Genomic DNA, 21,773 nt, shown 5'->3' on the forward strand with positions numbered 1-21,773 from the left:
TCATACCTTCGACGGCGCTGATTTTGGCGCCTCGACTGCTCGTCAGGACATAGTGTCCGCTCTTTGGCGAGCGATCTAATTTGGGGGAACGACTTTTCATCTGGCAACGCTAGCACATGCCGGCCAAGGGGACCAAAGCGAATTTTGCGGCCGTGAAACAGCTGAATCCGACGATCATGGAGCGAGCGCGCCACTGTCGCTGAAATACGGTCGCTGATCGACAAGGTCGCATAAGCAGTCGCGCGACGCTATTGTTTGGCGGGCTCCGGCTTGGCGCTGGTGTCGAACCGCGACATCCATTTGAAGCTGCCGAACCAGTAGCGGCGCACGCCGCCTATGGTGCCGTCGGCGGTGCGCGCGCCGATCCAGTTGTTGACGTATTGGATGAGGCGCACATCGTCCGGGCGCATCGCAAACGCCTCCGGCGTCCGCAACAGCGGGCCGCCCACCATTGTCAACTTCGCGTCATAGAGCCTGGCGGCCATTTGGGGCGTTGGCGATGTCGCGACCATTGCCTGTGCGTCGCCGCCGATGATCGCGGCGAAAACATCTGAGGTATTGTCGAAAGACAGGATGGTCGCCTTGGGAAAAGCTTCCTTCGCGGCGGCTTCATCGGTGGAATTGGACAGCACGGCGATCTTGTATCCCGGCGCCGCCACTGCCTTTCCCGGCCTTTTCCCAAGGCTGGCGATCGTCGCAACCATGCGGATATCGGCGGTGCCGGTCTGGTTGGAGAACACCACCTCGCGTGCGCGTTCCGGCGTGCTGGCGTAGCCAGCCGCGATCATGTCGAAATCACCCTTGAGCAGTCTTGTCTTAAGGTCGTTCCAGGGCACCTCGACCAGCTTCAGGTCGACGCCGAGATCAGACGCCAGCGCACTGGTCAGGTCGACATCATAGCCGGCCAACTTCCCGTCGGCCTTCTTGAGGATCCATGGCGGGTTGAGCGCCACGCCGATCGTCAGTGCCTTCTGGTCGATGATGCGCTTGAGGCTGTCGTCCGCCCGGGCCGGCAGCAGCGACAAAGCCAACCAGGCAGAAAGGGCAAGTATAGTTGTGGCGATCATCTTAGCGCGCATTAATATAACCTCGCTGAGCCCGTCCGGTTGTCAGATTTACACAGAGGTGCCATTCTGTCGATAGCGGACCCTGATGGAGAGTTGCGATGTCGACACGGATGACGGTTACCGGTTCGATGATGTTCCTGGTTTGCATCCTGGGCAATCCGGCGAAGCTTTCGCTGCTGCCGGCGGCAGCGCAGGCTGCGGGGGCAAAACGCGTGGTCTGCTCCAGCGCCGATTACCGCTATTCCTATTGCGGGGTCGATACGCGCCGCGGCGTGCAGTTGACCTCCAGGCTTTCGAAGGCGCGTTGCGTATACGGTAGAAGCTGGGGCTATGACGGCGGCGGCATCTGGGTCGACAATGGTTGCTCGGCCGAATTCGCAGTCGCCGGCCCCGACCGCAATCCCTCTGCTGGCGACGTCGCCGCAGCCATTATCGTCGGCGGCGTGGTAGGCGCCATTCTCGACAACGGCAATTCGCATCGCCATCATTCCGATAATTACTATCCGAAGCCGCGCCCGCGCCGTTACGACCAATCGATCGATCCGACGCCGCAATTCGACAATCAGGGCAACCCCAACTTCGATACCCACGGCAACTACCAGGGACCGCACGGGCTGGGCAAGCTTGTCACCCCTGACGATAATCCTGACCTGAATCCGGCCCTGCGCAGCGACGGCGACGACAGCGACGACGACAGTTAGATGAAGCTTGGGTCAGGTTTCGGTCAGATGCCGCCGTACCAGTCGTAGCCATTGTCCTCCCAATAGCCGCCTCTGCCGCCGCCGAGATTGGCGAAGCCGTCGACCAGCTCGATCTTGTAGAGGTATTTCGGCATCTTGTAGCCGAGCTGGCGCTCGACGCGGACGCGCAGCGGCGCGCCGTTTTCGACCGGCAACGGCTTGCCGTTGAGGCCATAGGCAAGGATCGTCTGCGGATGGCGGGCATCGACCAGGTCGATCGAGCCGTAATATTTGATATCGCCGGCCAGGCTGCGGTCGATCGTATCGAGGCAGTGGAACATGACGTAGCGCGCCTGCGGCTTGACCACTGCCTGGTCGAGCACCAGCGACAGCGGCGTGCCGGTCCATTTGGCAATGCAGCTCCAGCCTTCTACGCAGTCGTGGCGGGTGATCTGGGTGCGGCTCGGCATGTTCATCAGCTGCTCGCGGCTCAGCGACAGCGGTTTTTCGACGAGGCCTGAAACCTCCAGCCGCCAGTCGGCGAAATCGCTGGCGAGCAGGCCCTTGTAGAAATCGTCGTCCGGTGCGGTGACGCCGTTCGGCCGCTGCGGCTGGCGAATGTCGGCCTCGGTGAACTCCGGCGCCAGCGCATCAGCGCCGGCAAGCAGTCGCTGCGCCCGCCAGGTCATGCCATTGGCGCTTTCGAGGAAGCTGCGCAGGCCGTTGCCGACGCCAAGCTGGCTGTCGAAGGCGTCGCAGCCCGACAGCATGATGCCGGAAAGGCCGAGGCTGGCCGAGGTCAGGAACTTTCTTCGGCTTATTTGTAGCTTGGGGCTGATCTCGAATTTCGCCATGTCAGGCACTCCTCTCTGGCGCTTTGTCGCCATGCGCCGGCGTGTCGGTTCGGTACCAGCCGGTGATGATGGAGCGCAGCTCGTTGATCGGGCCGGCGGCGAGGATCATCAGGATGTGGATGATGAAGAAGGCGACGAGCAGCAGCATCACCGTGAAATGAATGGTGCGCGCCGTCTGCCGGCCGCCGAGCAGATCATTCAGGAACGGCAGCACCGAATCCATGCTCGGCGACATGGCAAGGCCGGTGATGATCATCAGCGGCAGCAGCACGAACAGCACGCCGCCATAGGCCAGCTTCTGCAGCGTGTTGTAGTCGCGCGTGTGATGGAACCTGAGTTTGGCGTGCTCGACAATGTCTCGCGGCAGGCGCCTGAAATCATCGAGGCGCGGGGCAAGATCGCGGCGCAAATGGCCGTTGATCAGGCTGGCGACCAGCCAGACCAGCAGCGTGGTGGTCAGCACCCAGGCGAAGAAGAAATGAACAACGCGCGCGGTGCCGAGATCGTAATAGGAAGGGATCGTCGCCCAGGACGGGAAGGCACGGGAGGTCTCCTGGCCGGCCGGACCCGACCAGCCGAGCACGCCAGTGGTATCGAAGCGCTTGCCGAAGATTTCGGTATAGCCGCGCGGGCCAGTCGCCGTATTCTCGGCGCCAATGGCGAAGACGGTGTTGTTGTAGCCAAAACCCGACTCCTTGCCGATGTAGAGCTGTGGGCGGGCGTTGAAGATCTGCAGGCCGGAAAGCAGCATGAAGAACAGCGCGATCGCCCACAGCCAATGCGTCAGCCGCGTCCAGCGCGACTGGCGATAGATCAGCGTCGCATCCGTCGAAGCAGCGCTATCTGCCTCGGTGCTGGCTTCGCCTCTGGCAACTGATTCCATGTTTTCCGTGCCTCCCTGCCAAGCGGTTCCGCATGGCCTGTCAGATCTCTTCTCCTCCCAATACGTCGCCAGCCTAAGCGATGTTTCACCCGATCACGGATTTATTACGGACTGCCGAGGCTGACGGCGAGGTTGACCGCGGCTGCCACGATGACCGTGTTGAAGAAGAACGACAGGATCGAATGCACAAGCACGACACGGCGCATTTGCGAGGTCGTGATGTTGGTGTCGGCGGTTTGCGCCGTCATGCCGATCACCGTAGCGAAATAGAGGAAATCCGAGCCTTCCGGCCGCTTGCCGCCCGGGAAGTCAAGGCCGCCGACCGGAATTTTCTTTTTTGTGTCGCCATCCATCGCATCGCCATCCAACCAGTAGATATGCGCGTAGTGAAGTGCCGCCATCGCATGGATGGTCAACCAGCCAAGCGGGATAGACAGCAGCGCCACCATAAGCTCGACGGTGTCCGCGCTCTTCTCCCTGTTGATCAATTGAAACAACGACATGATGGCAATAGCGACGACAATCAGCGTGACCGCGAAGATGGCCAGTACCGGCAGGTCCGTGTCGCCTGCATTCTTGCGCAGATAGCTGCCGGTAAGCCGCGGCATATGGGCGATGACAAGGACGAGATAGGCGGCAAAGAACACATTGGCGCCGATCGAATAGGCAAGCGGCGCACGCCAGACCAGCGCGGCGCCAAAGGCTGCCGCGCCGATGCAGGCCGACACCGCGAACGGCGTGTGGCGTTGCATGGGCATCTTGGTCGGGGTACCAGTCGCCATGGCCTTCAGTCCGCTGACGCGGATTTCAGCGCTCGCCGTAGGATGCGGTCAAGCTCGCCTAGGAACCGCGAGCGGTCCTGCGGCGCGAAGCTCGAATTGTAGCCCTTGCTTTCGCCGGTCTCGCGCAGATGCTGCTTGAGATCGCGCATTGCCACCGCCATGCCGATCGTTTCCGGCGTAAACGGGCGTCCCGTCGGGCCGAGCACATGGGCGCCAAGCGCCACCGCGCGCGCGGCAAGCGGGATATCGGCGGTCACCACAATGTCGTTGGACCGGGCGTTTTCGACGATCCAGTCGTCGGCGGCATCGGCGCCCTTGGAGACGACGACATTGCGGATCATCGGATCGCGCGACGGACGCAAGCCGCCATTGGAGACGAAGGTGACGACGATGCCGTGCCGCTCGGCGACTTTTTCGACCTCGGCCTTCACCGGGCAAGCGTCGGCATCGACGAGAATAGCAGGTGCGGGCATCGTTGTTCCAAATGTGAAAGAGCCGGGCGGCGTCGCCCGGCTCGATCGATGATAGTCGAGCGGCTACTAGGCCGGCAACGCGCCGGACCGCTTGGCCGTCCAGGTGGCGATATAGTCCATCAGTCCTGGATTGAGGCAATCATAAGGTTCGAGCCCGATCGACTTCAGCTGTGACCTTATGCCGTCCATGCGGCTCGGATCGACACCGGACTCAATGATCGAGGAGACAAAGGCGGTGAAGCCCGGCGGCGACCAGCCGTCTTCCTGGAAGCGTTCCGGATGGATGAAGGACAGCCCCTTGAACGCGTGGTCGCGCTCGACCGGGCCGTGCATGTGGACGCCGCAGCCGGTGCAGGCATGGCGCAGGATCAGCGCGCCCGGATCGACGATCTTCAGCTTGTCGCCGTTTTCGGTCACCGTCACGTCGTTTGTACCGGCAACCGCCACGACCGAGAACAGCGCGCCTTCCGGCTTCCAGCATTTGGTGCAGCCGCAGGCATGGTTGTGGGCGATCTGGCCCTTGACCTTCACCTTGACCGGGTTGCTGGTGCAGGCGCAGACCAGCGTGCCGCCGGCAAAGTCGGCCTTTTCCCGTGGCAGTCCATTGTCGATTTTAGGATGCAGTTTTTCCGGCATTTTTGTCTCCTCCCTTGGTTCTATGCTGGTTCCGTTTCGATTACCGCTTCATTCTCCATACGGTGTTCTTGCCTGACGCGCTCTACCACCTTGAGCGCCTTGCTCAGATATGTATCGCGCACGAGAAACGATATTTCTTCTCTGCCGCGGTCGATCTCGTCGAGGTCGATGCGAACGCGGTTGTTATTCCTAAGCGCTACCCAAAGATGTTCGCCGAATTGCCAGCTCTGCATACTGAGCGACTCGCCGAAATTCGGATATCGGATCCGAACCCGGATCAGTACCTCCTTCAATAGACTACCACGCTCCTGATCGACTTGCCTTCATGCATCAGGTCAAAGCCCTTGTTGATGTCCTCGAGCTTCAGCGTGTGGGTGATCATCGGATCGATCTCGATCTTGCCGGCCATGTACCAGTCGACGATCTTCGGCACGTCGGTGCGGCCGCGCGCGCCGCCGAAGGCGGTGCCCATCCAGGTGCGGCCGGTGACCAGCTGGAACGGCCGCGTCGAGATCTCCTGGCCGGCGCCGGCAACGCCGATGATGACCGACTTGCCCCAGCCGCGATGCGAGGCTTCCAGCGCCTGCCGCATGACTTTGGTGTTGCCGGTGCAGTCGAACGTGTAGTCGGCGCCGCCGATCTGGTCGGCGCCGCGCTTGGTCATGTTGACGAGATGAGCCACGACATCGCCGTCGATCTCCTTCGGATTGACGAAATGCGTCATGCCGAATTTCTCGCCCCATTCCTTCTTGTCGTTGTTCAGGTCGACGCCGATGATCATGTCGGCGCCGGCAAGGCGCAGGCCCTGGATGACGTTGAGGCCGATGCCGCCGAGGCCGAAGACGACCGCCGTCGCGCCTTGCTCGACCTTGGCCGTGTTGATCACAGCACCGATGCCGGTGGTGACGCCGCAGCCGATGTAGCAGATCTTGTCGAACGGGGCGTCGGCATTGACCTTGGCCACCGCGATCTCGGGCAGCACGGTGAAGTTGGAGAAGGTCGAGCAGCCCATGTAGTGGAACAGCTTGTCCTTGCCGATCGAGAAGCGCGAGGTGCCGTCCGGCATCAAACCCTGTCCCTGGGTGGCGCGGATGGCGGTGCACAGATTGGTCTTGCGCGACAGGCAGGACGGGCACTGCCGGCATTCCGGCGTATAGAGCGGGATGACATGGTCGCCCTTCCTGACCGAGGAGACGCCCTTGCCGACGTCGACGACGATGCCGGCGCCCTCATGGCCGAGGATCGCCGGAAACAGGCCTTCCGGGTCGGCGCCCGACAGCGTGAACTCGTCGGTGTGGCAGATGCCGGTTGCCTTGATCTCGACCAGCACCTCGCCATCGCGGGGACCTTCGAGGTCGACCTCCATGATCTGCAGCGGCTTTCCGGCGGCAACGGCGACAGCGGCGCGCGTTTTCATCAGGCAATCCTCCCAAGGCAGTCTGCAATCCAGGTTAGATTTAACTTACCATTCAGCTCTGCGCTATGCATGAAGCGACGTTCTGACCCCGGATTTTCGTCAGCGCCCGCCGATTTGCATGCGGGATAGGCTCCGACTTTGCCTTGACCGGCCCCCTGAAGCCCATAAAACGGGAAGCCCGTAAAAGAAGGGCAGCCGAGGGACGAGGCCTGCATGTTCACAAAGATCCTGGTCGCCAACCGTGGCGAGATCGCCTGCCGCGTGATCAAGACGGCGCGCAAGATGGGCATCGCCACCGTCGCGGTCTATTCCGACGCCGACCGCGACGCCGTGCATGTCGAAATGGCCGACGAGGCGGTGCATATCGGGCCTTCGCCGGCTGCGCAAAGTTATCTGGTCGCGGAAAAGATCATCGCCGCCTGCAAGGCCACAGGAGCAGAGGCCGTGCATCCCGGCTACGGTTTCCTGTCCGAGCGGGCATCCTTCTGCGAAGCGCTGGAGCAGCAAGGCATCGTCTTCATCGGCCCGAAGCCCAAGGCCATCAAGGCGATGGGCGACAAGATCGAATCGAAGAAGTTCGCCAACGCGGCCAAGGTGTCGACGGTGCCCGGCTGGCTCGGCGTCGTCGAAAGCGCCGCCCATGCCGAAAGAATAGCCGGCGAAATCGGCTATCCCGTGATGATCAAGGCTTCGGCCGGCGGCGGCGGCAAGGGCATGCGCATCGCCTGGAGCAAGGCAGAGGTGCGCGACGGCTTCGACCGGGCGCGGTCGGAGGCCAAAAGCTCGTTCGGCGATGACCGCGTCTTCATCGAAAAATTCATCGTCGATCCGCGCCATATCGAAATCCAGGTGCTCGCCGACGCGCATGGCAATACGCTCTATCTCGGCGAGCGCGAATGCTCGATCCAGCGCCGCAACCAGAAGGTCGTGGAGGAGGCGCCGTCGCCGTTCCTCGACGCCAAGACCCGCAAAGCCATGGGCGAGCAGTCGGTGGCGCTGGCCAAGGCCGTCGACTACCAGAGCGCCGGCACGGTCGAGTTCATCGTCGACAGCGACAAGAACTTCTATTTCCTGGAAATGAACACGCGGCTGCAGGTCGAGCATCCGGTGACGGAGCTCGTCACCGGCATCGACCTGGTCGAGCAGATGATCCGCGTGGCGGCCGGCGAAAAGCTCGCCATCAAGCAGAGCGACGTCAAGCTGAACGGCTGGGCGGTGGAAAGCCGCCTCTATGCCGAAGATCCGTATCGCAACTTTCTGCCGTCGATCGGCAGGCTGACGAAATACCGGCCGCCGGAAGAGGGAAAATTCGGCGAAATCGTCATCCGCAACGATACCGGCGTTACCGAAGGCTCGGAAATCTCGATGTTCTACGACCCGATGGTCGCCAAGCTGTGCACCTGGGCGCCGACACGGCTGGCGGCGATAGACGCGATGTCGGAAGCGCTGGACAGTTTCGTCGTCGACGGCATCGAGCACAACATACCGTTCCTGGCGGCGCTGATGCAGCATCCGCGCTGGCGGGAAGGGCGGCTATCGACGGCGTTCATCGCCGAGGAATATCCCGACGGCTTCGCGCCCATTGTGCCGAACAGCGAAGAAAACGCGGTGCTGGCCGCGATCGCCACCGCGGTCGAACTGCTGCGCCGCGACCGGCTCGACCGGCTGGGCGGGCGGCTGGCGCCGCATTCGGGCGCCTTGAAACGCGATTGGGTGGTGAAGATCGGCCGGGATTATCTTTCGGTTGCCATCGTCGAAGGCATGATTTCCATTCCGATGGAGCTCGACCTCACAATCGACGGCGGCAAACCGCTGACGGTGGCATCCGACTGGCGGCCGGGCGATCTCATCTGGCGCGGCACGGTCGGCGGCCGCAAGGTCGCGGCGCAAGTCAGGCCGGTGCTGAACGGGTTCCGCATCGCCTGGAAAGGCATCTCGGTGACAGCCCGCGCCATGCTGCCGCGCACCGCCGAACTCGAAAGGCTGATGCCGGAAAAAGTGGCGCCGGATACCTCGAAGATGCTGCTATGCCCGATGCCCGGCCTCGTCGTGTCGATTGCCGTTGCCGAGGGGCAGGAGGTCAAGGCCGGCGAGACGCTGGCCGTGGTCGAGGCGATGAAGATGGAAAACGTGCTGCGCGCCGAGCGCGACCTCATCGTCTCGAAGCTCAACGCCAAGCCCGGCGACAGCCTTGCCGTCGATGCTGTGATCATGGAATTCGCGTGAGGTTGGACCCGCCCTCGACGCTCTGTCTGAAGTTGGCGGGACAGCGCGCCCCTCTGTCCTGCCGGACATCTCCCCCTAAAATGTCCCTAAAGTGGGGAGATTGGCAGCTTCGGCGCCTAGCTCGCTCCTGCAACGTTGGAAATTGGCGAAAGCCGAGATGATGGCCAATCTCCCCCCTCGTGGGGGAGATGTCCGGCAGGACAGAGGGGGGCGCGAAGGAACGCGACCTTGCAATTGGTTGGGCACGCTCAGTGGAGGAGGGACAAGGCGAGGCCGCGAGGAATTCGCATTTTTCCCCGTCGCGCCGTATTTTGTTCTTGCTTTGTGCCGGCAGCTATGCTAGTAATTTGGGTATGGTGCTAATTGGCTCCAGCGACCCGCCCGCAGTGGCGGGTTTTTATTTGCAGCCTGACGTCGGCGGGACAGCGCCCCTCTCTGTCCTGCCGGACATCTCCCCCACGAGGGGGGAGATTGGCAGCTTCGGTGGCAGCGCCTTTCTGCCGGCGGAAGCGATTGCTAAGTTCACAAAGCTCCAATCACTACCGCTGGACTCGTGTTACCCGGTGCCGGACAATACAATACAATACATCTTCATCGACTGAGTCCTTGTGAGGCGGCGCGAAAAAACCATGGCGGATGAAAGACTTCCACGCGATCCCTTGCTGCGCGAGGCCTATGCAAAGGCGTCGCGGGCGGAGGCGGCGGCGCGTCGATTCATTCATCTGCGCGTGCATTCGGCCTATTCGCTGCTCGAAGGTGCCTTGCAGCTCGGCAAGATCGTCGGCCATGCGGTGCAGGACGAATGCCCGGCAATCGCCGTCACCGACACCAACAATCTGTTCGGCGCGCTGGAATTCGCCCAGAAGGCGGTAAAGGATGGCATCCAGCCGATCATCGGCTGCCAGATCGACCTCGCCTTTTCCGGCGAGGCGAGCGACAGCCAGCGCGACCGCAGGCGGCAAGGACCGGAGATGCGGCCGGTCGTCCTGATCGCCGCAACCGAGGCCGGCTACGGCAATCTGGTCAGGCTGGTCAGCCGCGTCTACCTCGAGACACCGCCCGGCGAAGCGGTGCATCTGACGAGCGAGATGCTGCAGGGCCACACCGACGGATTGATCTGCCTTACGGGCGGGCCGCGCGGTCCGATCGGCACTGCCTTGAAACAGGATCGCCGCGAACTCGCCGAGACCAGGCTGTCGGCGCTCAAGGGCCTGTTCGGCGACCGGCTCTATGTCGAGTTTGAGCGGGTCTCCGGTTACGACCGCGCCATCGAGCAGTCGTCGGTCGACCTCGCCTACCGCCACGATCTGCCGCTGGTTGCCACCAACGAGGCGTTTTTCTTCTCTCGTGAAGACTATGAGGCGCATGACGCCCTGATCGCCATCGCCGAAGGTTCCGTGGTGGCGGCCGACAATCGCCGCCGCCTTTCGCCCGACCACTTCCTGAGAAGCCAGGCCGATATGGCGAGGCTGTTCGCCGACCTGCCGGAAGCTATCGACAACACCGTCGAGATCGCGCTGCGCTGCTCGTATTACCCGAAGACCCGCAATCCGATTCTGCCGCGCTTTGCCGGCCGCGATGTCGCCGACGCCGATGCTGCGGTCAAGGCGGAGGCGCAGGAGCTTGCCAGGCAGGCGCATGAAGGGCTAGAGGCGCGGCTGGCGGCGCACGGCCCGACGCCGGGCTACACGGTCGAGCAATATCGCGAAAGGCTGGATTTCGAGCTCGGCGTCATCGAGAAGATGAAATATCCGGGCTATTTCCTGATCGTTGCCGACTTCATCAAATGGGCCAAGGCACAAGGCATTCCGGTCGGCCCGGGCCGCGGTTCGGGCGCCGGCTCGCTGGTCGCCTATGCCACGACCATCACCGACATCGACCCACTGCGTTTTTCGCTGCTGTTCGAGCGCTTCCTCAATCCCGACCGCGTGTCGATGCCCGACTTCGACATCGACTTCTGCCAGGACCGGCGCGAGGAAGTCATCCGCTACGTCCAGCAGAAATACGGCCGCGACCAGGTTGGCCAGATCATCACCTTCGGCACGCTGCAGGCGCGCGCGGTGCTGCGCGACGTCGGCCGCGTGCTGCAGATGCCTTACGGGCAGGTCGACAAGCTGAGCAAGATGGTGCCGTCGAACCCGGCCAATCCGGTCAAGCTCGCCGACGCCATCGCCAACGAGCCGCGCTTTGCCGAAGAGGCGGAGCGTGAGCCGATCGTGCAGACGCTGCTCGATACGGCGCAGAAACTGGAAGGTCTTTATCGGCACGCCTCGACGCACGCCGCCGGCATCGTCATCGGCGACCGGCCGCTGTCGGAGCTGGTGCCGATGTACCGCGATCCGCGCTCGGACATGCCGGTCACGCAGTTCAACATGAAATATGTCGAGCAGGCCGGGCTGGTGAAATTCGACTTCCTTGGCCTGAAGACGCTGACGGTGCTGGACAGGGCCGTCAAGCTGATCCGCCGCCGCGGCATCGAGATCGATCTTGCCCACATTCCGCTCGACGACCCCGAAACCTACGCCATGCTGTCGCGCGGCGAGGTGGTCGGCGTGTTCCAGGTGGAAAGTGCCGGCATGCGCAAGGCGCTGATCGGCATGCGGCCCGACTGTATCGAGGACATTATCGCGCTGGTCGCGCTCTACCGGCCGGGGCCGATGGAGAACATACCGACCTACAACGCCAGAAAGCACGGCGAGGAGGAGATGGCGTCGATCCACCCGAAGATCGACCATCTCGTCAAGGAGACGCAAGGCGTCATCGTCTACCAGGAACAGGTGATGCAGATCGCGCAGGAGCTCTCCGGCTATTCGCTGGGCGAAGCCGATCTGCTGCGCCGCGCCATGGGCAAGAAGATCCGCGCCGAGATGGACAAGCAGCGCGAGCGCTTTGTTTCGGGCGCGGTCGAGCGCGGCGTCGGCAAGCCGCAAGCCGACTTCATCTTCGACCTGCTGGCAAAGTTTGCCGACTACGGTTTCAACAAATCGCATGCCGCCGCCTATGCCGTCGTCTCCTACCAGACCGCCTATCTGAAGGCGCATTACCCCGTCGAATTCCTGGCGGCATCGATGACGCTCGACATGGGCAATACGGACAAGCTCGCCGATTTCCGCCAGGATGCGCTGCGCCTCGGCATCGAGGTGGTGGCGCCGTCGGTCATGACGTCGTTCCGGGATTTCGAGATCGGCGAGAACCGCATCTTCTATTCGCTGGCCGCGCTCAAGGGCGTCGGCGATGCGGCGGTCGAGCACATCGTCGCCACGCGCGGCGAAAAACCCTTCAAGAGCCTCGCCGATTTCTGTGAAAGGGTCGATCCGAAGATCGTCGGCAAGCGCGTCTTCGAAAGCCTGATCATGGCCGGCGCGCTCGACTGCTTCGGTCATGACCGCGCGGCGATGATGGCCGGCGTCGAGCGGATGATGGGGCTGGCGTCGCTGGCGCAGCAGAATGCCGTCACCGGCCAGCATGACATCTTTGGCGCCTCGCTCGGCGCACAGTCGCAGGCGCTCAACTTGCCGGCGACCGATCCCTGGCTCGCCGCCGACCGCCTGCACCGTGAATTCCAGGTGGTCGGGTTCTATCTCTCGGCGCATCCGCTCGACGAATACAAGGCGGCGCTGCAGAAAATGCGGGTGCAGACCTGGGGCGAGTTTTCGGCCGCCGTCAAACGCGGTGCTGCCGCCGGCCGGCTCGCCGGCACGGTGACCACCAAGCAGGAGCGCAAGACGCGCACCGGCAACAAGATGGGCGTCGTGCAGTTCTCCGACACCTCCGGCCAGTATGAAGCGGTGCTGTTTTCCGAGGGGCTGGCGCAATACCGCGACTTGCTCGAACCCGGCCGCTCGGTGGTGATCACCGTTTCGGCCGAGGACAGGCCTGAAGGCGTCAATCTGCGCATCCAGACCGTGCAGTCGTTGGAGGAAGAGGCAAGCCGTATCCAGAAAGCGTTGCGCATCTTCGTCAGAAATGACGCACCGGCATTGACAATCCAATCGCAGCTTGGCCAGCGTGGCGACAGTCAGGTGAGCATCATCGTCATCAAGGAAGGCGGCGAGGGCGAGGTCGAGATCGAGTTGCCCAACCGCTACCGCGTATCGCCGCAGATCGCGTCGGCGATGCGGGCGGTGCCGGGCGTGGTCGAGGTGGAACTGGTCTAAGAGTTAGCGCACGCTTATGAAGCGGCGATCTCCGCCGGTTGCGGTGCTCTCCGCTGCAGGTTGAGCAGATTTCCCATGAGGATCAGCAGGGCGCCACCGGCGGTGAAGGCGTCGATCTGCTCGTGATAGAGCAGCCATCCGATCACCGCCGACAGCGGCACGCGCAAAAAGTCCATTGGCGAGATGACCGTCGCATCGGCATAGACAAGTGCGCGGGCCATGCAGAAATGCGACGACATGCCGGTGAAGGCGATGAGCAGGATCCACGGCCAGAGCTCAAGCGGCGGGTTGCGCCATTCGTAAAGCGCCGGGACGAGGCCAAGCAGCGACTGGATGATCAACATCCAGAAGATGATGCGCACGACGCTGTCCGTCCGCGTCAGCGACTTGACGAGAACCACCGAGACGCCGAAGCAGACCGCGGCTCCCAGCACGATAACATGCCCCGGATTGACCGCGCCGACGCCCGGACGCACGATGATCACAACGCCGATCAGCCCGAGCACGATTGCCGCCAGCCGTGGCCGGGACAGCCTTTCGCCGAGGAAAGCGACGGCCAGCAAAGCGGTCCAGATCGGCGTCGTGAATTCGATCGAGATCAGTACCGCAAGCGGGATCAGCGTCAGGGCGTAGAGCCAGGCAGCCTGGCCGGTATAGTGGACGACGTTGCGGGCGATATGAGCCAGCGGGCGTCCGGTGCGCATCGCCGCAAAACCGCCTGACATCATGACCAGCGGCAACAGGATGAAAAAGCCGATCACCGAGCGCAGCTCGAGCACCTGGAAGACGTTTAGTTCGGCCGTCGTGGCGCGGCCGGCCACCGACATCGCCAGGAACGAGGCGATCGACAGCGCCATCCAGAACGCGGCCTTGGGGATCGAGGGTGCGGGTGCCATGCGGCTATGTCGCAAGCCGGAGCGCTCATCGCAACCGCTAGCCGACGCATTCGACTGGGCCAGCCGTGCAGCGTTGCAAACAGTGATGTTGAAGCCGGAACCCGCCGCTGAGGGAAGCGTTGGTCCCTCAGTGTTTGCGTGCTGTGTTTTGGACACCAACGAGGAGCGGTCCGATGAAATCACTTGCACGATTTGTACTTGCCGGCTGCCTGACGGCCGGGGCCGGGGCAGCGCATGCCGACGATCCGGATTTTCTTCGCTCATTCCAGGGGAATTTCGCCGGCAAAGGCATCGTCAAGGTGACCACCGATGCGCCGACGGTGAATGTCTCTTGTCATTTCAATTCCGACGCAACGTCGAGCTCGCTATCGCTCGACGGCAGCTGCCGCGGTCTTATCGTGGTAACGCGCGCCATCAGCGCCGATCTCAAATCGAGCGGGACGAAATACACCGGCACCTATGTCGGATCGCGCACCGGGCCGGCGCAATTGAGCGGCAGCCGCTCCGGCAACGCAATCAATCTCGGCATCCGTTGGGCCAAGGAGGTCAATGGCGATCGCAAGGCGCAAATGACGGTCGAGAAGAACGGCGAGAATGGCATGCGGCTGATCGTCGTCGATACCGATCCGAAAACCGGGAAGAGTGTGGTGACCACCCGGATCGATCTGCAGCGCACGTGACTGGGGCAAGTTGATATTCAGGTGAGGCCGGCCTGCGAAAGGCGGTTTCCTGCGCATCCAGTGCTCACGTACTCACAAGTGCGCTCCGCTCCGGTTCTCGGAAACCACCCTTCTCGACTCGGCCTGACCTGAATCTCAAACATGCCGGTATCATTCCTCGACCGGTTCGGGCGGATGGGCATCGCGGCCCTTGCCGAAGGTATAGCCGGTTTCCACCGCCCTGCGGCCGAACTTGCCGCGCAGCGTGTCGATGGCGCCTTCGGCCATGGCGCGCTTGCGTGACTGGACGTCGACCAGGTCGGGCGGGTCCGCCCGGTCATCGTCGGAGAGATCGCTGACGCCAATGCCGAGCAGCCGGTATTTCGTGCCATCCGCTTCCTTGCGCAGCAGCTCGAGCCCGGTCTGAAAGATGCGGTCGGCCAGCCGGGTCGGATCGCCGAGCTGGCGATTGCGCGTGCGGATCCTGAAATCCTGGGTCTTCAGCTTGAGGACGACGGTGCGTCCGGCAATGCCGGATTTCTTCAGCCGGGCCGAGACTTTTTCCGACAGCGCCCTCAGCACCGAAACCAGTTCGTCGACGGAGGCGATGTCGGTATCGAAAGTGGTTTCCGCCGAGACGCTTTTCGCGTCCTGGTCGGGAACGACGCGACGGTCGTCCTCGCCGCGCGAAAGCCGGTAGAGCCGGTCGCCCATGACGCCGTAGCGGCGCATCAGATCGCCACGTTCCATGCGCTGCAACTGGCCGATGGTGCGGATGCCGTCGCGCTCGAGTGTGGCGGCAAAGGCCTTGCCGACCCCCCAGATCAGCGTCACCGGCTGCTCGGCCAGGAAGCCGATAGCCTCGGCCTCGCCGATCACCGAAAAGCCGCGCGGCTTGCGGAAGTCCGATGCCACCTTGGCCAGGAACTTGCAGTAGGAAAGACCGGCCGAAACGGTGATGCCGATCTCCTTTTCCACGCCGAGTGCGAAGCGCGCCAGGACCACCGCAGGCGGCAGGCCATGCAGGCGCTCGGTGCCGGCGAGGTCGAGAAAGGCCTCGTCGATCGAGAGCGGCTCGACCAGCGGCGTCAGCGCCTGCATCATGGCGCGCACCTCACGGCCGACGCGGACGTATTTTTCCATGTCCGGCGGCAGGACCACCGCTTCCGGGCAGGCTTCGAGCGCCTTGAACATCGGCATTGCCGAGCGCACGCCGTGGATGCGGGCAATGTAGCATGCGGTGGAGACGACGCCGCGCTTGCCGCCGCCGATGATCAATGGCCGGTCCTTCAACGCCGGGTTGTCGCGCTTTTCGACCGCCGCGTAGAACGCGTCGCAATCGATATGGGCAAGGCGCAGCCGGTAGAGCTCCGGATGGCGGGCGAGCCGTGGACTGCCGCAGCGCTCGCAACGGCGTGCCTCGCTGCGCTGAAAACTCAGGCAGTCGCGGCAAAAACCGTGTTCGGGATTGTTGACAGGGGCCGCCATCGCTGCGAACATAAAGAGAACAAATGTAATGGTACGTCAGGACGGATGCCACGACAAGGCGGTGGGCCGGGAGAGAGCTCATGAATACGACCATAGCGCCGCTAGTGCCCGAGCTTTGGGCGGATTTCGAAGATCTTTTCGGTAGGCAAGGCGCCTGCTACGGCTGCTGGTGCACACAGCTCCGGCTGTCGCCCGCAGCACGCCGCGCGAGCAACCGGGAGCGCAACAAGGACCACATCAAGGCGCGGATCGGGGCCGGGCCGCCGCCCGGCGTGCTGGCTTTCGAGGGTGGCCAGGCGGTCGGCTGGATGCAGATCGGCCCGCGTGCCGACGTGCCCGAATGGAACAACCAGGGCAGGGGGTCGGCGCCGATCGACCCCGCCGACGCCAGCGATCCGGGCGTCTGGGCGATCTCCTGCTTCTTCATCCGCACCAAAGCACGCGGCAAGGGCCTGTCGCACCGCCTGGTCCAAGGCGGCATCGAGTTCGCCCGCGAGAACGGCGCGCGGCTGATCGAGGCCTGCCCGATCGACCTGTCGAAGGATTCGCGCTCGATCGGGCTGTTCGTAGGCTCGTCGCGGGTCTTCGAGAAGGCCGGGTTCCAGCGATTGGTCGAACGTAAGCCAGGCCGACCGCTGGTGCGGCTGGTGCTTTAGCCGGATGCGCTTTTGGCCTACAGCCGGCGTCTTGCCGCTGTAACGCTGTTTCACTAATACAAGCAATGATTTGGCCCGAGACAACGGAGAATCGACGTGAAGCGTGTATTGCCACTTGTTCTCGCCGTCGCGTTTAGCGCGCCCGCTTTCGCCCAGACCGTCGACAGCCAAGGCGCGAAGAAGCTTACCGATGATCTGGCACATTATTTCGGCAGGCAGGGTTTCGATATCGGGCTGGTGAAAATCACTGCCGACGGCGATGCGTACAAACTCGCCGTCGATTTCAAGCCGCTCGTCGCTTTGCTGTCGAAACAGGATTCCTTCAAGTTCGACGTCACGCCTTACGACATGCGGGTCAAGCCGCGCCAGGACGGGCAGTGGGACGTGTCGGCGGATACGTCGCTGACCGGATCGTTCGATTTCAAGGGGCCTCAAGGGCCGCAGCACATCGACTTTTCGGTGTCGAACAACAAGTTCACCGGTGTGTATGATCCGGCCCTGGTGGCCTTCGTCAGCGCCACGGGGTCAATGGACGCTATGACGATGAAAACCCGGGAGCCGAAGCAAGAGGCCGATGTCTCTGCCGGTGCCGGCACCGCCACGCTAAATTCGACGAAATCGGCGAACGGCGGCATCGATTTCACTGTCGCGGAAAAGATCTTGAATTTTGCTGAAGTCCTCAAAATCAACGATCCCGAGCGAGGGTTGAATTTCCCGGTCACCCTCAATGCGCCGGAATTTTCGGTGCATGCAAACGGCAAGGGTGTTCGGACAAAGCCGTTGATGGATCTGCTTGCTTTTGCCGTCGCTAATGAAGACGAGGCGAAACTGAAAGTAAATCAGGCGGAACTTAAGTCACGTCTCCTTGCGGCGTTGCCTGTCTGGGAAAGAATCGATGGAACGTACGCCTTCAAGGATTTCGCAATTGAGAGCCCAGTCGGCAAGTGGGGTGCGAAGCAGTTGGATTTGGCTAGCGGCATGGATGGCGTCTCCCAGAACGGCAAGATCAACTATGGGATCAAGGCCTCCGGTCTGACGATCCCCCGGCAATTGCTGCCCGCCTGGACTGGTCCACTGGTGCCGACGGATATCGACCTCAACTTCGGCGGTACCAATATCGATCTCGACACGATGGCGAAGAAGGCGATCGAAGCCTTTGATCTCAATAAGAATCCGCCGTTGCCGGGGGAATTCGGCAAGGCTTTGGTCGCCGATTTCAAGGCCAAGAAACCCAAAGTAATCCTCGGCCACTCGACCGTGAAGAATGGCGACGTCGAAGTCGCCATGGAAGGCGAGATGACTTTCCCGGGCGGCGAAAAGCCTGATGCGACCGTGACCGTCGCTGTGGCCGGCTACGACAGGATCGTCGATGCCTTGAAGGAAGGCGCCAAGAGCGATGAGCAGATGGCGCAGGCCTTCCCCTTTGCGCTGGCCGTCAAAGGTTTTGGCAAGACGCTGCCGGATGGCCGGCTGGAATGGGTGATCAACACCAAGGCCGATGGGTCCGTTGCGGTCAACGGCGCCATGCTGAAGGGGCCGGATGAAGTCCAGGACGACAGCGCCGGCCAGGATGACAACTCGGGCGATGATGGCGCGAATGGAACGGACAATTCGACCGGGGGCGAGGATTCGGACGGCGGCGACAATGGCGGGGCAGGACCGAAGCTGCAGCCCTGAGCGCTCGCATTAAAGCCCCAGAGCGCTCGCGATCTTCGGCGCGGCGTCGCGCCAGTCTTCGACGACTCTGACGCCGTCCGGCGGCGGCGGCAGGAAAGCGCGCAGCGAATTGTCGGCCATCAGATGGAAGAGATACGCATCGGCGACCGAGTTCTGCACCGACACAAGATTGGACGGCTGATCGTCGACGAAAGCGACCGGGCGGCCCTTGTTGCCGCGCAATTTGGCCACCGCCGGTCCCTTGGCCATTTCGGTGGTCAAAAGCGGGTAGGGCAATCCGAGCGCGTCGAGATGCGCACGGCGCACCACGCGGTGCTTGTGCGGCATGGCGGTTAGCAGAACGATCTCGGCGCTGTCGCTAAGCGCTGCAAGAGCATCCTCGGCACCGTCGGTGATGCTTTGCCAATCGGCCTGGGCGTCAAAGAATTCCCCCAGAAGTGCCGTAACCTCGGGCTGTTCGATCAAACGGCCGCTCGCCGTTTCGGTGATGTTGCCGGTGAGGCGGAAGGAAGCCAGCGTCAGGCCGAAGCCGCGCGATTTGAGGAAATGCGGAAACGGCCGGATGAATTCGAGCACGACGTCGTCGACGTCGAGCACCAGCAGCGGCCGGTCGTCGGCGGCCAGCTCCTCGATCTGCCGCGCCGTCTCGGGATCGTCGCTCATACCGAATGCTCATGATTGTCGTCGCCGAGCGGCAGCGCCCGCAATGCCTTGCCGACTGCGGCGGGCGGCGTTCCGGTCTCCTCGGAAAAACGCATCAGCGTCGGCTCATGGGCAAGGATGAACTGCAGCACGCCGGCCAGGAATCCCGGCTCGCCTGCCGCCCGGCGGATGGAATGGGCTTCGATGCCGGTGATCGCCAGGAAGCGGGGCAGAAGTTCCGGATCGGCGGCGACGAAGCCCAACGCCTTTACGGCAATGGTTTCCGCTTCCTCGCGCATTGACGCTGCGTTTGCCATCGCTACCTTCCTTCATGGGCGGAATCGTTCTGTTTTCGCAGTAGTGGCAAGTGTCGCCGGCAGCAAGCTCGCCCACCTGGAATCCGAACGCTTTTAGGGCGGCCGGTTTGCGTTTCGTCAATCATATTGCCGTATAGTGGGAACAGGTTTGGTGCGTGCCGACAAGGGGCGCATGACGGCACCCTTCGAGTGGAAGGTCAGCCGGGACGGGAAATCGATGCCAAAGAAGGTTATGATCGTCGAAGACAACGAGCTCAACATGAAGCTCTTTCGCGACCTCATCGAAGCGAGCGGCTACGAGACGGTGCGCACACGCAACGGCCTGGAAGCGCTGGATCTGGCGCGGCAGCACAGGCCGGACCTCATCCTGATGGACATCCAGCTGCCGGAAGTGTCGGGCCTCGAGGTCACCAAATGGCTGAAGGAGGACGATGATCTCCACGTCATCCCGGTCATCGCCGTCACCGCCTTCGCGATGAAAGGGGACGAGGAGCGCATTCGCCAGGGCGGCTGCGAGGCATATATCTCCAAGCCGATCTCGGTGCCGCGTTTCATCGAAACCATCAAATCCTACCTGGGCGATGCCTGATGTATCTTTCCAGCCGAGCCGGAGCTTTGTGAAATGACCGCGCGGATCCTCGTCGTCGACGACATCCCAGCCAATGTCAGGCTGCTGGAGGTTCGGCTTCTCGCCGAATATTTCGAGGTCCTGACCGCCACCAACGGGCCGGACGCGATCGAGATCTGCGAGAACGGCAAGGTCGACGTCGTGCTGCTCGACGTGATGATGCCCGACATGGACGGGTTCGAGGTCTGCCGGCGGCTGAAGGGCGACCCGGCGACATCGCACATCCCTGTCGTGATGATCACCGCGCTCGACCAGGTTTCGGACCGGGTGCGCGGCCTCGAGGCCGGCGCCGACGATTTTTTGACCAAGCCGGTCAACGATCTGCAGTTGATGACGCGCGTCAAGAGCCTGGTCAGGCTGAAATCGCTGACCGACGAGCTGCGGCTGCGCGCCTCGACGACACGCAATATCGGCATCGAGGAGCTTTTGAGCCGCAACTTCGCTGCCGACGATGCGGTGCCGAAGGTGCTGCTGGTCGACGAGCGCAAATCCTCGTTCGAGCGCATCCAGAAGATGCTGCGCGGCAGTGCCGATCTCGACGTCGCCAACGATCCGCATGCCGGCTTCTTCCAGGCCGCCGAGCAGCCGTATGAATGCGTGATGATCTCGACGGCCTTCGCCGATTTCGACCCGCTGAGGCTCTGCTCGCAATTGCGCTCGCTCGATCGCACCCGTTTCCTGCCGATCATCCTTCTGGCGGACGAGGGCGAGGAGGGACGTATCATCCGCGGCCTCGAACTCGGCATCAACGATTATCTGATGCGGCCGATCGACCAGCAGGAGCTGACCGCGCGGCTGCGTACGCAGGTGCGCCGCAAGCGCTACAACGACCAGCTTCGCGCCAGCGTCACCCAGACCATCGAGATGGCGGTGACCGATGCCCTGACCGGCCTGCACAACCGCCGCTATCTCGACAGCCATTTGCAGACGCTGTTCGACCGCGCCGTGGCACGGCGCCGGCCGCTGTCGGTGATGATCACCGATCTGGACCGCTTCAAGAGCATCAACGACGCGCATGGCCATGACGGCGGCGACGACGTGCTGCGCGAATTCGCGCGGCGGCTGCGCAAGAATGTGCGCGGCATCGACCTGGCCTGCCGCTTCGGCGGCGAGGAGTTCGTCGTGGTGATGCCGGACACCGACGGCGCGGTGGCCGAAAAGGTCGCCGAGCGCATTCGCGCCGAAATCGCCCAACTGCCGTTTCCCGTCGGCGCCGAAGGCAAAGCCGTCGAAGTCACCGTCAGCGTCGGCGTTTCGTCGGTGCTGAAAGGGGTGGACACGGTCTCCGCGCTAATGAAACGCGCCGACCTTGCGCTCTACGAAGCCAAGAGCGGCGGCCGCAATCGCGTCGTCGCCAAGGCGGCTTAGCACCGAACACCAATTGCCGGGTCAACGCGACAAGGTTACGAATTTACCTTAATCCAAGCGATTTGCGAGGCTTGGTTAAGAAACGGTTGATTTCCATAAGTTGTTGCGCAAATGTGCAGCCCTTAGACGTAACCGGCACGAGGCTAGATCGCCGGTTCGACCCGAAGAATACCCCATGATGCTCAGGTCCGCCGCATCTCCTGGGTCCGTGGGGTCGGCCGGCCGGCGCTGGCACATAGTGGCCTCCTCGTACCGCTGCCAAACGCC

General features: G+C 62.7%; 20 protein-coding genes. 8 read left to right on the forward strand and 12 right to left on the reverse strand.

The annotated features are described in order from the left end of the window. Positions 1-248: 248 nt before the first annotated feature. Positions 249-1,079, reverse strand: coding sequence for a transporter substrate-binding domain-containing protein (locus NKI39_RS09615; protein WP_352451339.1), 831 nt, complete (start codon positions 1,077-1,079; stop codon positions 249-251). An 86-nt stretch (positions 1,080-1,165) separates the two neighbouring features. Between NKI39_RS09615 and NKI39_RS09620 the strand changes: the two genes are divergently transcribed. After that, positions 1,166-1,768 (forward strand): DUF3011 domain-containing protein, encoded by a 603-nt coding sequence (locus NKI39_RS09620; RefSeq protein ID WP_352451338.1) that lies wholly within the window; start codon positions 1,166-1,168, stop codon positions 1,766-1,768. Positions 1,769-1,791: 23 nt separating this feature from the next. Here the strand turns inward: NKI39_RS09620 and NKI39_RS09625 are convergent, their stop codons facing one another. The 7 genes from NKI39_RS09625 to NKI39_RS09655 all read right to left on the reverse strand — a co-directional run bounded on the left by NKI39_RS09625 (position 1,792) and on the right by NKI39_RS09655 (position 6,792). Further along, on the reverse strand, positions 1,792-2,601 hold the full coding sequence (locus tag NKI39_RS09625; RefSeq protein ID WP_352831578.1) for a molybdopterin-binding protein: 810 nt from the start codon (positions 2,599-2,601) through the stop codon (positions 1,792-1,794). 1 nt (position 2,602) lies between these two features. After that, on the reverse strand, positions 2,603-3,484 hold the full coding sequence (locus NKI39_RS09630) for a cytochrome b/b6 domain-containing protein (RefSeq protein ID WP_352831579.1): 882 nt from the start codon (positions 3,482-3,484) through the stop codon (positions 2,603-2,605). Positions 3,485-3,588: 104 nt separating this feature from the next. Then, the gene (locus NKI39_RS09635) at positions 3,589-4,266 is read right to left on the reverse strand and encodes a DUF1345 domain-containing protein (RefSeq protein ID WP_352614058.1); all 678 of its coding nucleotides are present in this window, start codon (positions 4,264-4,266) and stop codon (positions 3,589-3,591) included. Between the two features lie 5 nt (positions 4,267-4,271). After that, on the reverse strand, positions 4,272-4,739 hold the full coding sequence (locus NKI39_RS09640) for a YaiI/YqxD family protein (protein WP_352454435.1): 468 nt from the start codon (positions 4,737-4,739) through the stop codon (positions 4,272-4,274). A gap of 66 nt (positions 4,740-4,805) precedes the next feature. Next, a complete protein-coding gene (gfa, locus tag NKI39_RS09645) occupies positions 4,806-5,375 on the reverse strand; it encodes an S-(hydroxymethyl)glutathione synthase (protein WP_352451333.1) in 570 nt (189 codons plus the stop codon). Positions 5,376-5,395: 20 nt separating this feature from the next. Beyond that, positions 5,396-5,668: a hypothetical protein gene (locus NKI39_RS09650; protein WP_352831581.1), complete on the reverse strand. Its 273-nt coding sequence runs from the start codon at positions 5,666-5,668 to the stop codon at positions 5,396-5,398. Then, positions 5,665-6,792, reverse strand: a complete 1,128-nt coding sequence (locus NKI39_RS09655) for an S-(hydroxymethyl)glutathione dehydrogenase/class III alcohol dehydrogenase (RefSeq protein WP_352540649.1) — start codon at positions 6,790-6,792, stop codon at positions 5,665-5,667. Before NKI39_RS09655 ends, NKI39_RS09650 begins: the two co-directional genes overlap by 4 nt. Positions 6,793-7,005: 213 nt before the next feature. Here NKI39_RS09655 and NKI39_RS09660 point away from each other — a divergent pair, with 213 nt between their 5' ends. Both NKI39_RS09660 and dnaE read left to right on the forward strand, forming a co-directional pair. Then, on the forward strand, positions 7,006-9,018 hold the full coding sequence (locus tag NKI39_RS09660) for an acetyl-CoA carboxylase biotin carboxylase subunit (protein WP_352831583.1): 2,013 nt from the start codon (positions 7,006-7,008) through the stop codon (positions 9,016-9,018). 629 nt (positions 9,019-9,647) lie between these two features. Then, positions 9,648-13,175 (forward strand): DNA polymerase III subunit alpha, encoded by a 3,528-nt coding sequence (gene dnaE, locus NKI39_RS09665; RefSeq protein ID WP_352831584.1) that lies wholly within the window; start codon positions 9,648-9,650, stop codon positions 13,173-13,175. A gap of 14 nt (positions 13,176-13,189) precedes the next feature. On the opposite strand, the gene NKI39_RS09670 is transcribed toward dnaE, so the two are convergent. After that, positions 13,190-14,071 (reverse strand): DMT family transporter, encoded by an 882-nt coding sequence (locus NKI39_RS09670; RefSeq protein WP_352471788.1) that lies wholly within the window; start codon positions 14,069-14,071, stop codon positions 13,190-13,192. A 173-nt stretch (positions 14,072-14,244) separates the two neighbouring features. Here NKI39_RS09670 and NKI39_RS09675 point away from each other — a divergent pair, with 173 nt between their 5' ends. Then, complete coding sequence (locus NKI39_RS09675; protein ID WP_352471786.1) at positions 14,245-14,751, forward strand: hypothetical protein; 507 nt, start codon at positions 14,245-14,247, stop codon at positions 14,749-14,751. Positions 14,752-14,901: 150 nt separating this feature from the next. On the opposite strand, the gene NKI39_RS09680 is transcribed toward NKI39_RS09675, so the two are convergent. Next, a complete protein-coding gene (locus NKI39_RS09680) occupies positions 14,902-16,230 on the reverse strand; it encodes a DNA polymerase IV (protein WP_352471784.1) in 1,329 nt (442 codons plus the stop codon). Positions 16,231-16,298: 68 nt separating this feature from the next. On the opposite strand from NKI39_RS09680, the gene NKI39_RS09685 reads away from it, so the two are divergent. Together NKI39_RS09685 and NKI39_RS09690 are read left to right on the forward strand one after the other, a co-directional pair. After that, a complete protein-coding gene (locus NKI39_RS09685) occupies positions 16,299-16,874 on the forward strand; it encodes a GNAT family N-acetyltransferase (protein ID WP_352831586.1) in 576 nt (191 codons plus the stop codon). A gap of 348 nt (positions 16,875-17,222) precedes the next feature. Continuing rightward, entirely contained in the window at positions 17,223-18,551 is a 1,329-nt protein-coding gene (locus NKI39_RS09690) for a hypothetical protein (RefSeq protein WP_352816729.1), read from the forward strand. Between the two features lie 9 nt (positions 18,552-18,560). Here NKI39_RS09690 and NKI39_RS09695 read toward each other — a convergent pair whose 3' ends face one another. Beyond that, complete coding sequence (locus NKI39_RS09695; protein WP_352831588.1) at positions 18,561-19,214, reverse strand: hypothetical protein; 654 nt, start codon at positions 19,212-19,214, stop codon at positions 18,561-18,563. After that, positions 19,211-19,510, reverse strand: a complete 300-nt coding sequence (locus tag NKI39_RS09700; protein WP_352502452.1) for a DUF3572 domain-containing protein — start codon at positions 19,508-19,510, stop codon at positions 19,211-19,213. Before NKI39_RS09700 ends, NKI39_RS09695 begins: the two co-directional genes overlap by 4 nt. A 217-nt stretch (positions 19,511-19,727) precedes the next feature. On the opposite strand from NKI39_RS09700, the gene NKI39_RS09705 reads away from it, so the two are divergent. Together NKI39_RS09705 and NKI39_RS09710 are read left to right on the forward strand one after the other, a co-directional pair. Beyond that, positions 19,728-20,099, forward strand: a complete 372-nt coding sequence (locus tag NKI39_RS09705) for a response regulator (protein WP_006334976.1) — start codon at positions 19,728-19,730, stop codon at positions 20,097-20,099. 33 nt (positions 20,100-20,132) lie between these two features. Further along, the gene (locus tag NKI39_RS09710; protein WP_352448689.1) at positions 20,133-21,506 is read left to right on the forward strand and encodes a PleD family two-component system response regulator; all 1,374 of its coding nucleotides are present in this window, start codon (positions 20,133-20,135) and stop codon (positions 21,504-21,506) included. Positions 21,507-21,773: the final 267 nt, after the last annotated feature.

Source organism: Mesorhizobium sp. M0664 (assembly GCF_040320565.1).
In the GTDB taxonomy this organism is placed as follows: domain Bacteria; phylum Pseudomonadota; class Alphaproteobacteria; order Rhizobiales; family Rhizobiaceae; genus Mesorhizobium.

What these genes read in the sequence shown, in the direction of transcription:
- NKI39_RS09615 (WP_352451339.1), bottom strand. Translation starts at nt 1,079, where the DNA reads ATGCGCGCTAAGATGATCGCCACAACTATACTTGCCCTTTCTGCCTGG.
- NKI39_RS09620 (WP_352451338.1), top strand. Translation starts at nt 1,166, where the DNA reads ATGTCGACACGGATGACGGTTACCGGTTCGATGATGTTCCTGGTTTGC.
- NKI39_RS09625 (WP_352831578.1), bottom strand. Translation starts at nt 2,601, where the DNA reads ATGGCGAAATTCGAGATCAGCCCCAAGCTACAAATAAGCCGAAGAAAG.
- NKI39_RS09630 (WP_352831579.1), bottom strand. Translation starts at nt 3,484, where the DNA reads ATGGAATCAGTTGCCAGAGGCGAAGCCAGCACCGAGGCAGATAGCGCT.
- NKI39_RS09635 (WP_352614058.1), bottom strand. Translation starts at nt 4,266, where the DNA reads ATGGCGACTGGTACCCCGACCAAGATGCCCATGCAACGCCACACGCCG.
- NKI39_RS09640 (WP_352454435.1), bottom strand. Translation starts at nt 4,739, where the DNA reads ATGCCCGCACCTGCTATTCTCGTCGATGCCGACGCTTGCCCGGTGAAG.
- gfa (WP_352451333.1), bottom strand. Translation starts at nt 5,375, where the DNA reads ATGCCGGAAAAACTGCATCCTAAAATCGACAATGGACTGCCACGGGAA.
- NKI39_RS09655 (WP_352540649.1), bottom strand. Translation starts at nt 6,792, where the DNA reads ATGAAAACGCGCGCCGCTGTCGCCGTTGCCGCCGGAAAGCCGCTGCAG.
- NKI39_RS09660 (WP_352831583.1), top strand. Translation starts at nt 7,006, where the DNA reads ATGTTCACAAAGATCCTGGTCGCCAACCGTGGCGAGATCGCCTGCCGC.
- dnaE (WP_352831584.1), top strand. Translation starts at nt 9,648, where the DNA reads ATGGCGGATGAAAGACTTCCACGCGATCCCTTGCTGCGCGAGGCCTAT.
- NKI39_RS09670 (WP_352471788.1), bottom strand. Translation starts at nt 14,071, where the DNA reads ATGGCACCCGCACCCTCGATCCCCAAGGCCGCGTTCTGGATGGCGCTG.
- NKI39_RS09675 (WP_352471786.1), top strand. Translation starts at nt 14,245, where the DNA reads ATGAAATCACTTGCACGATTTGTACTTGCCGGCTGCCTGACGGCCGGG.
- NKI39_RS09680 (WP_352471784.1), bottom strand. Translation starts at nt 16,230, where the DNA reads ATGTTCGCAGCGATGGCGGCCCCTGTCAACAATCCCGAACACGGTTTT.
- NKI39_RS09685 (WP_352831586.1), top strand. Translation starts at nt 16,299, where the DNA reads ATGAATACGACCATAGCGCCGCTAGTGCCCGAGCTTTGGGCGGATTTC.
- NKI39_RS09690 (WP_352816729.1), top strand. Translation starts at nt 17,223, where the DNA reads ATGCGGGTCAAGCCGCGCCAGGACGGGCAGTGGGACGTGTCGGCGGAT.
- NKI39_RS09695 (WP_352831588.1), bottom strand. Translation starts at nt 19,214, where the DNA reads ATGAGCGACGATCCCGAGACGGCGCGGCAGATCGAGGAGCTGGCCGCC.
- NKI39_RS09700 (WP_352502452.1), bottom strand. Translation starts at nt 19,510, where the DNA reads ATGGCAAACGCAGCGTCAATGCGCGAGGAAGCGGAAACCATTGCCGTA.
- NKI39_RS09705 (WP_006334976.1), top strand. Translation starts at nt 19,728, where the DNA reads ATGCCAAAGAAGGTTATGATCGTCGAAGACAACGAGCTCAACATGAAG.
- NKI39_RS09710 (WP_352448689.1), top strand. Translation starts at nt 20,133, where the DNA reads ATGACCGCGCGGATCCTCGTCGTCGACGACATCCCAGCCAATGTCAGG.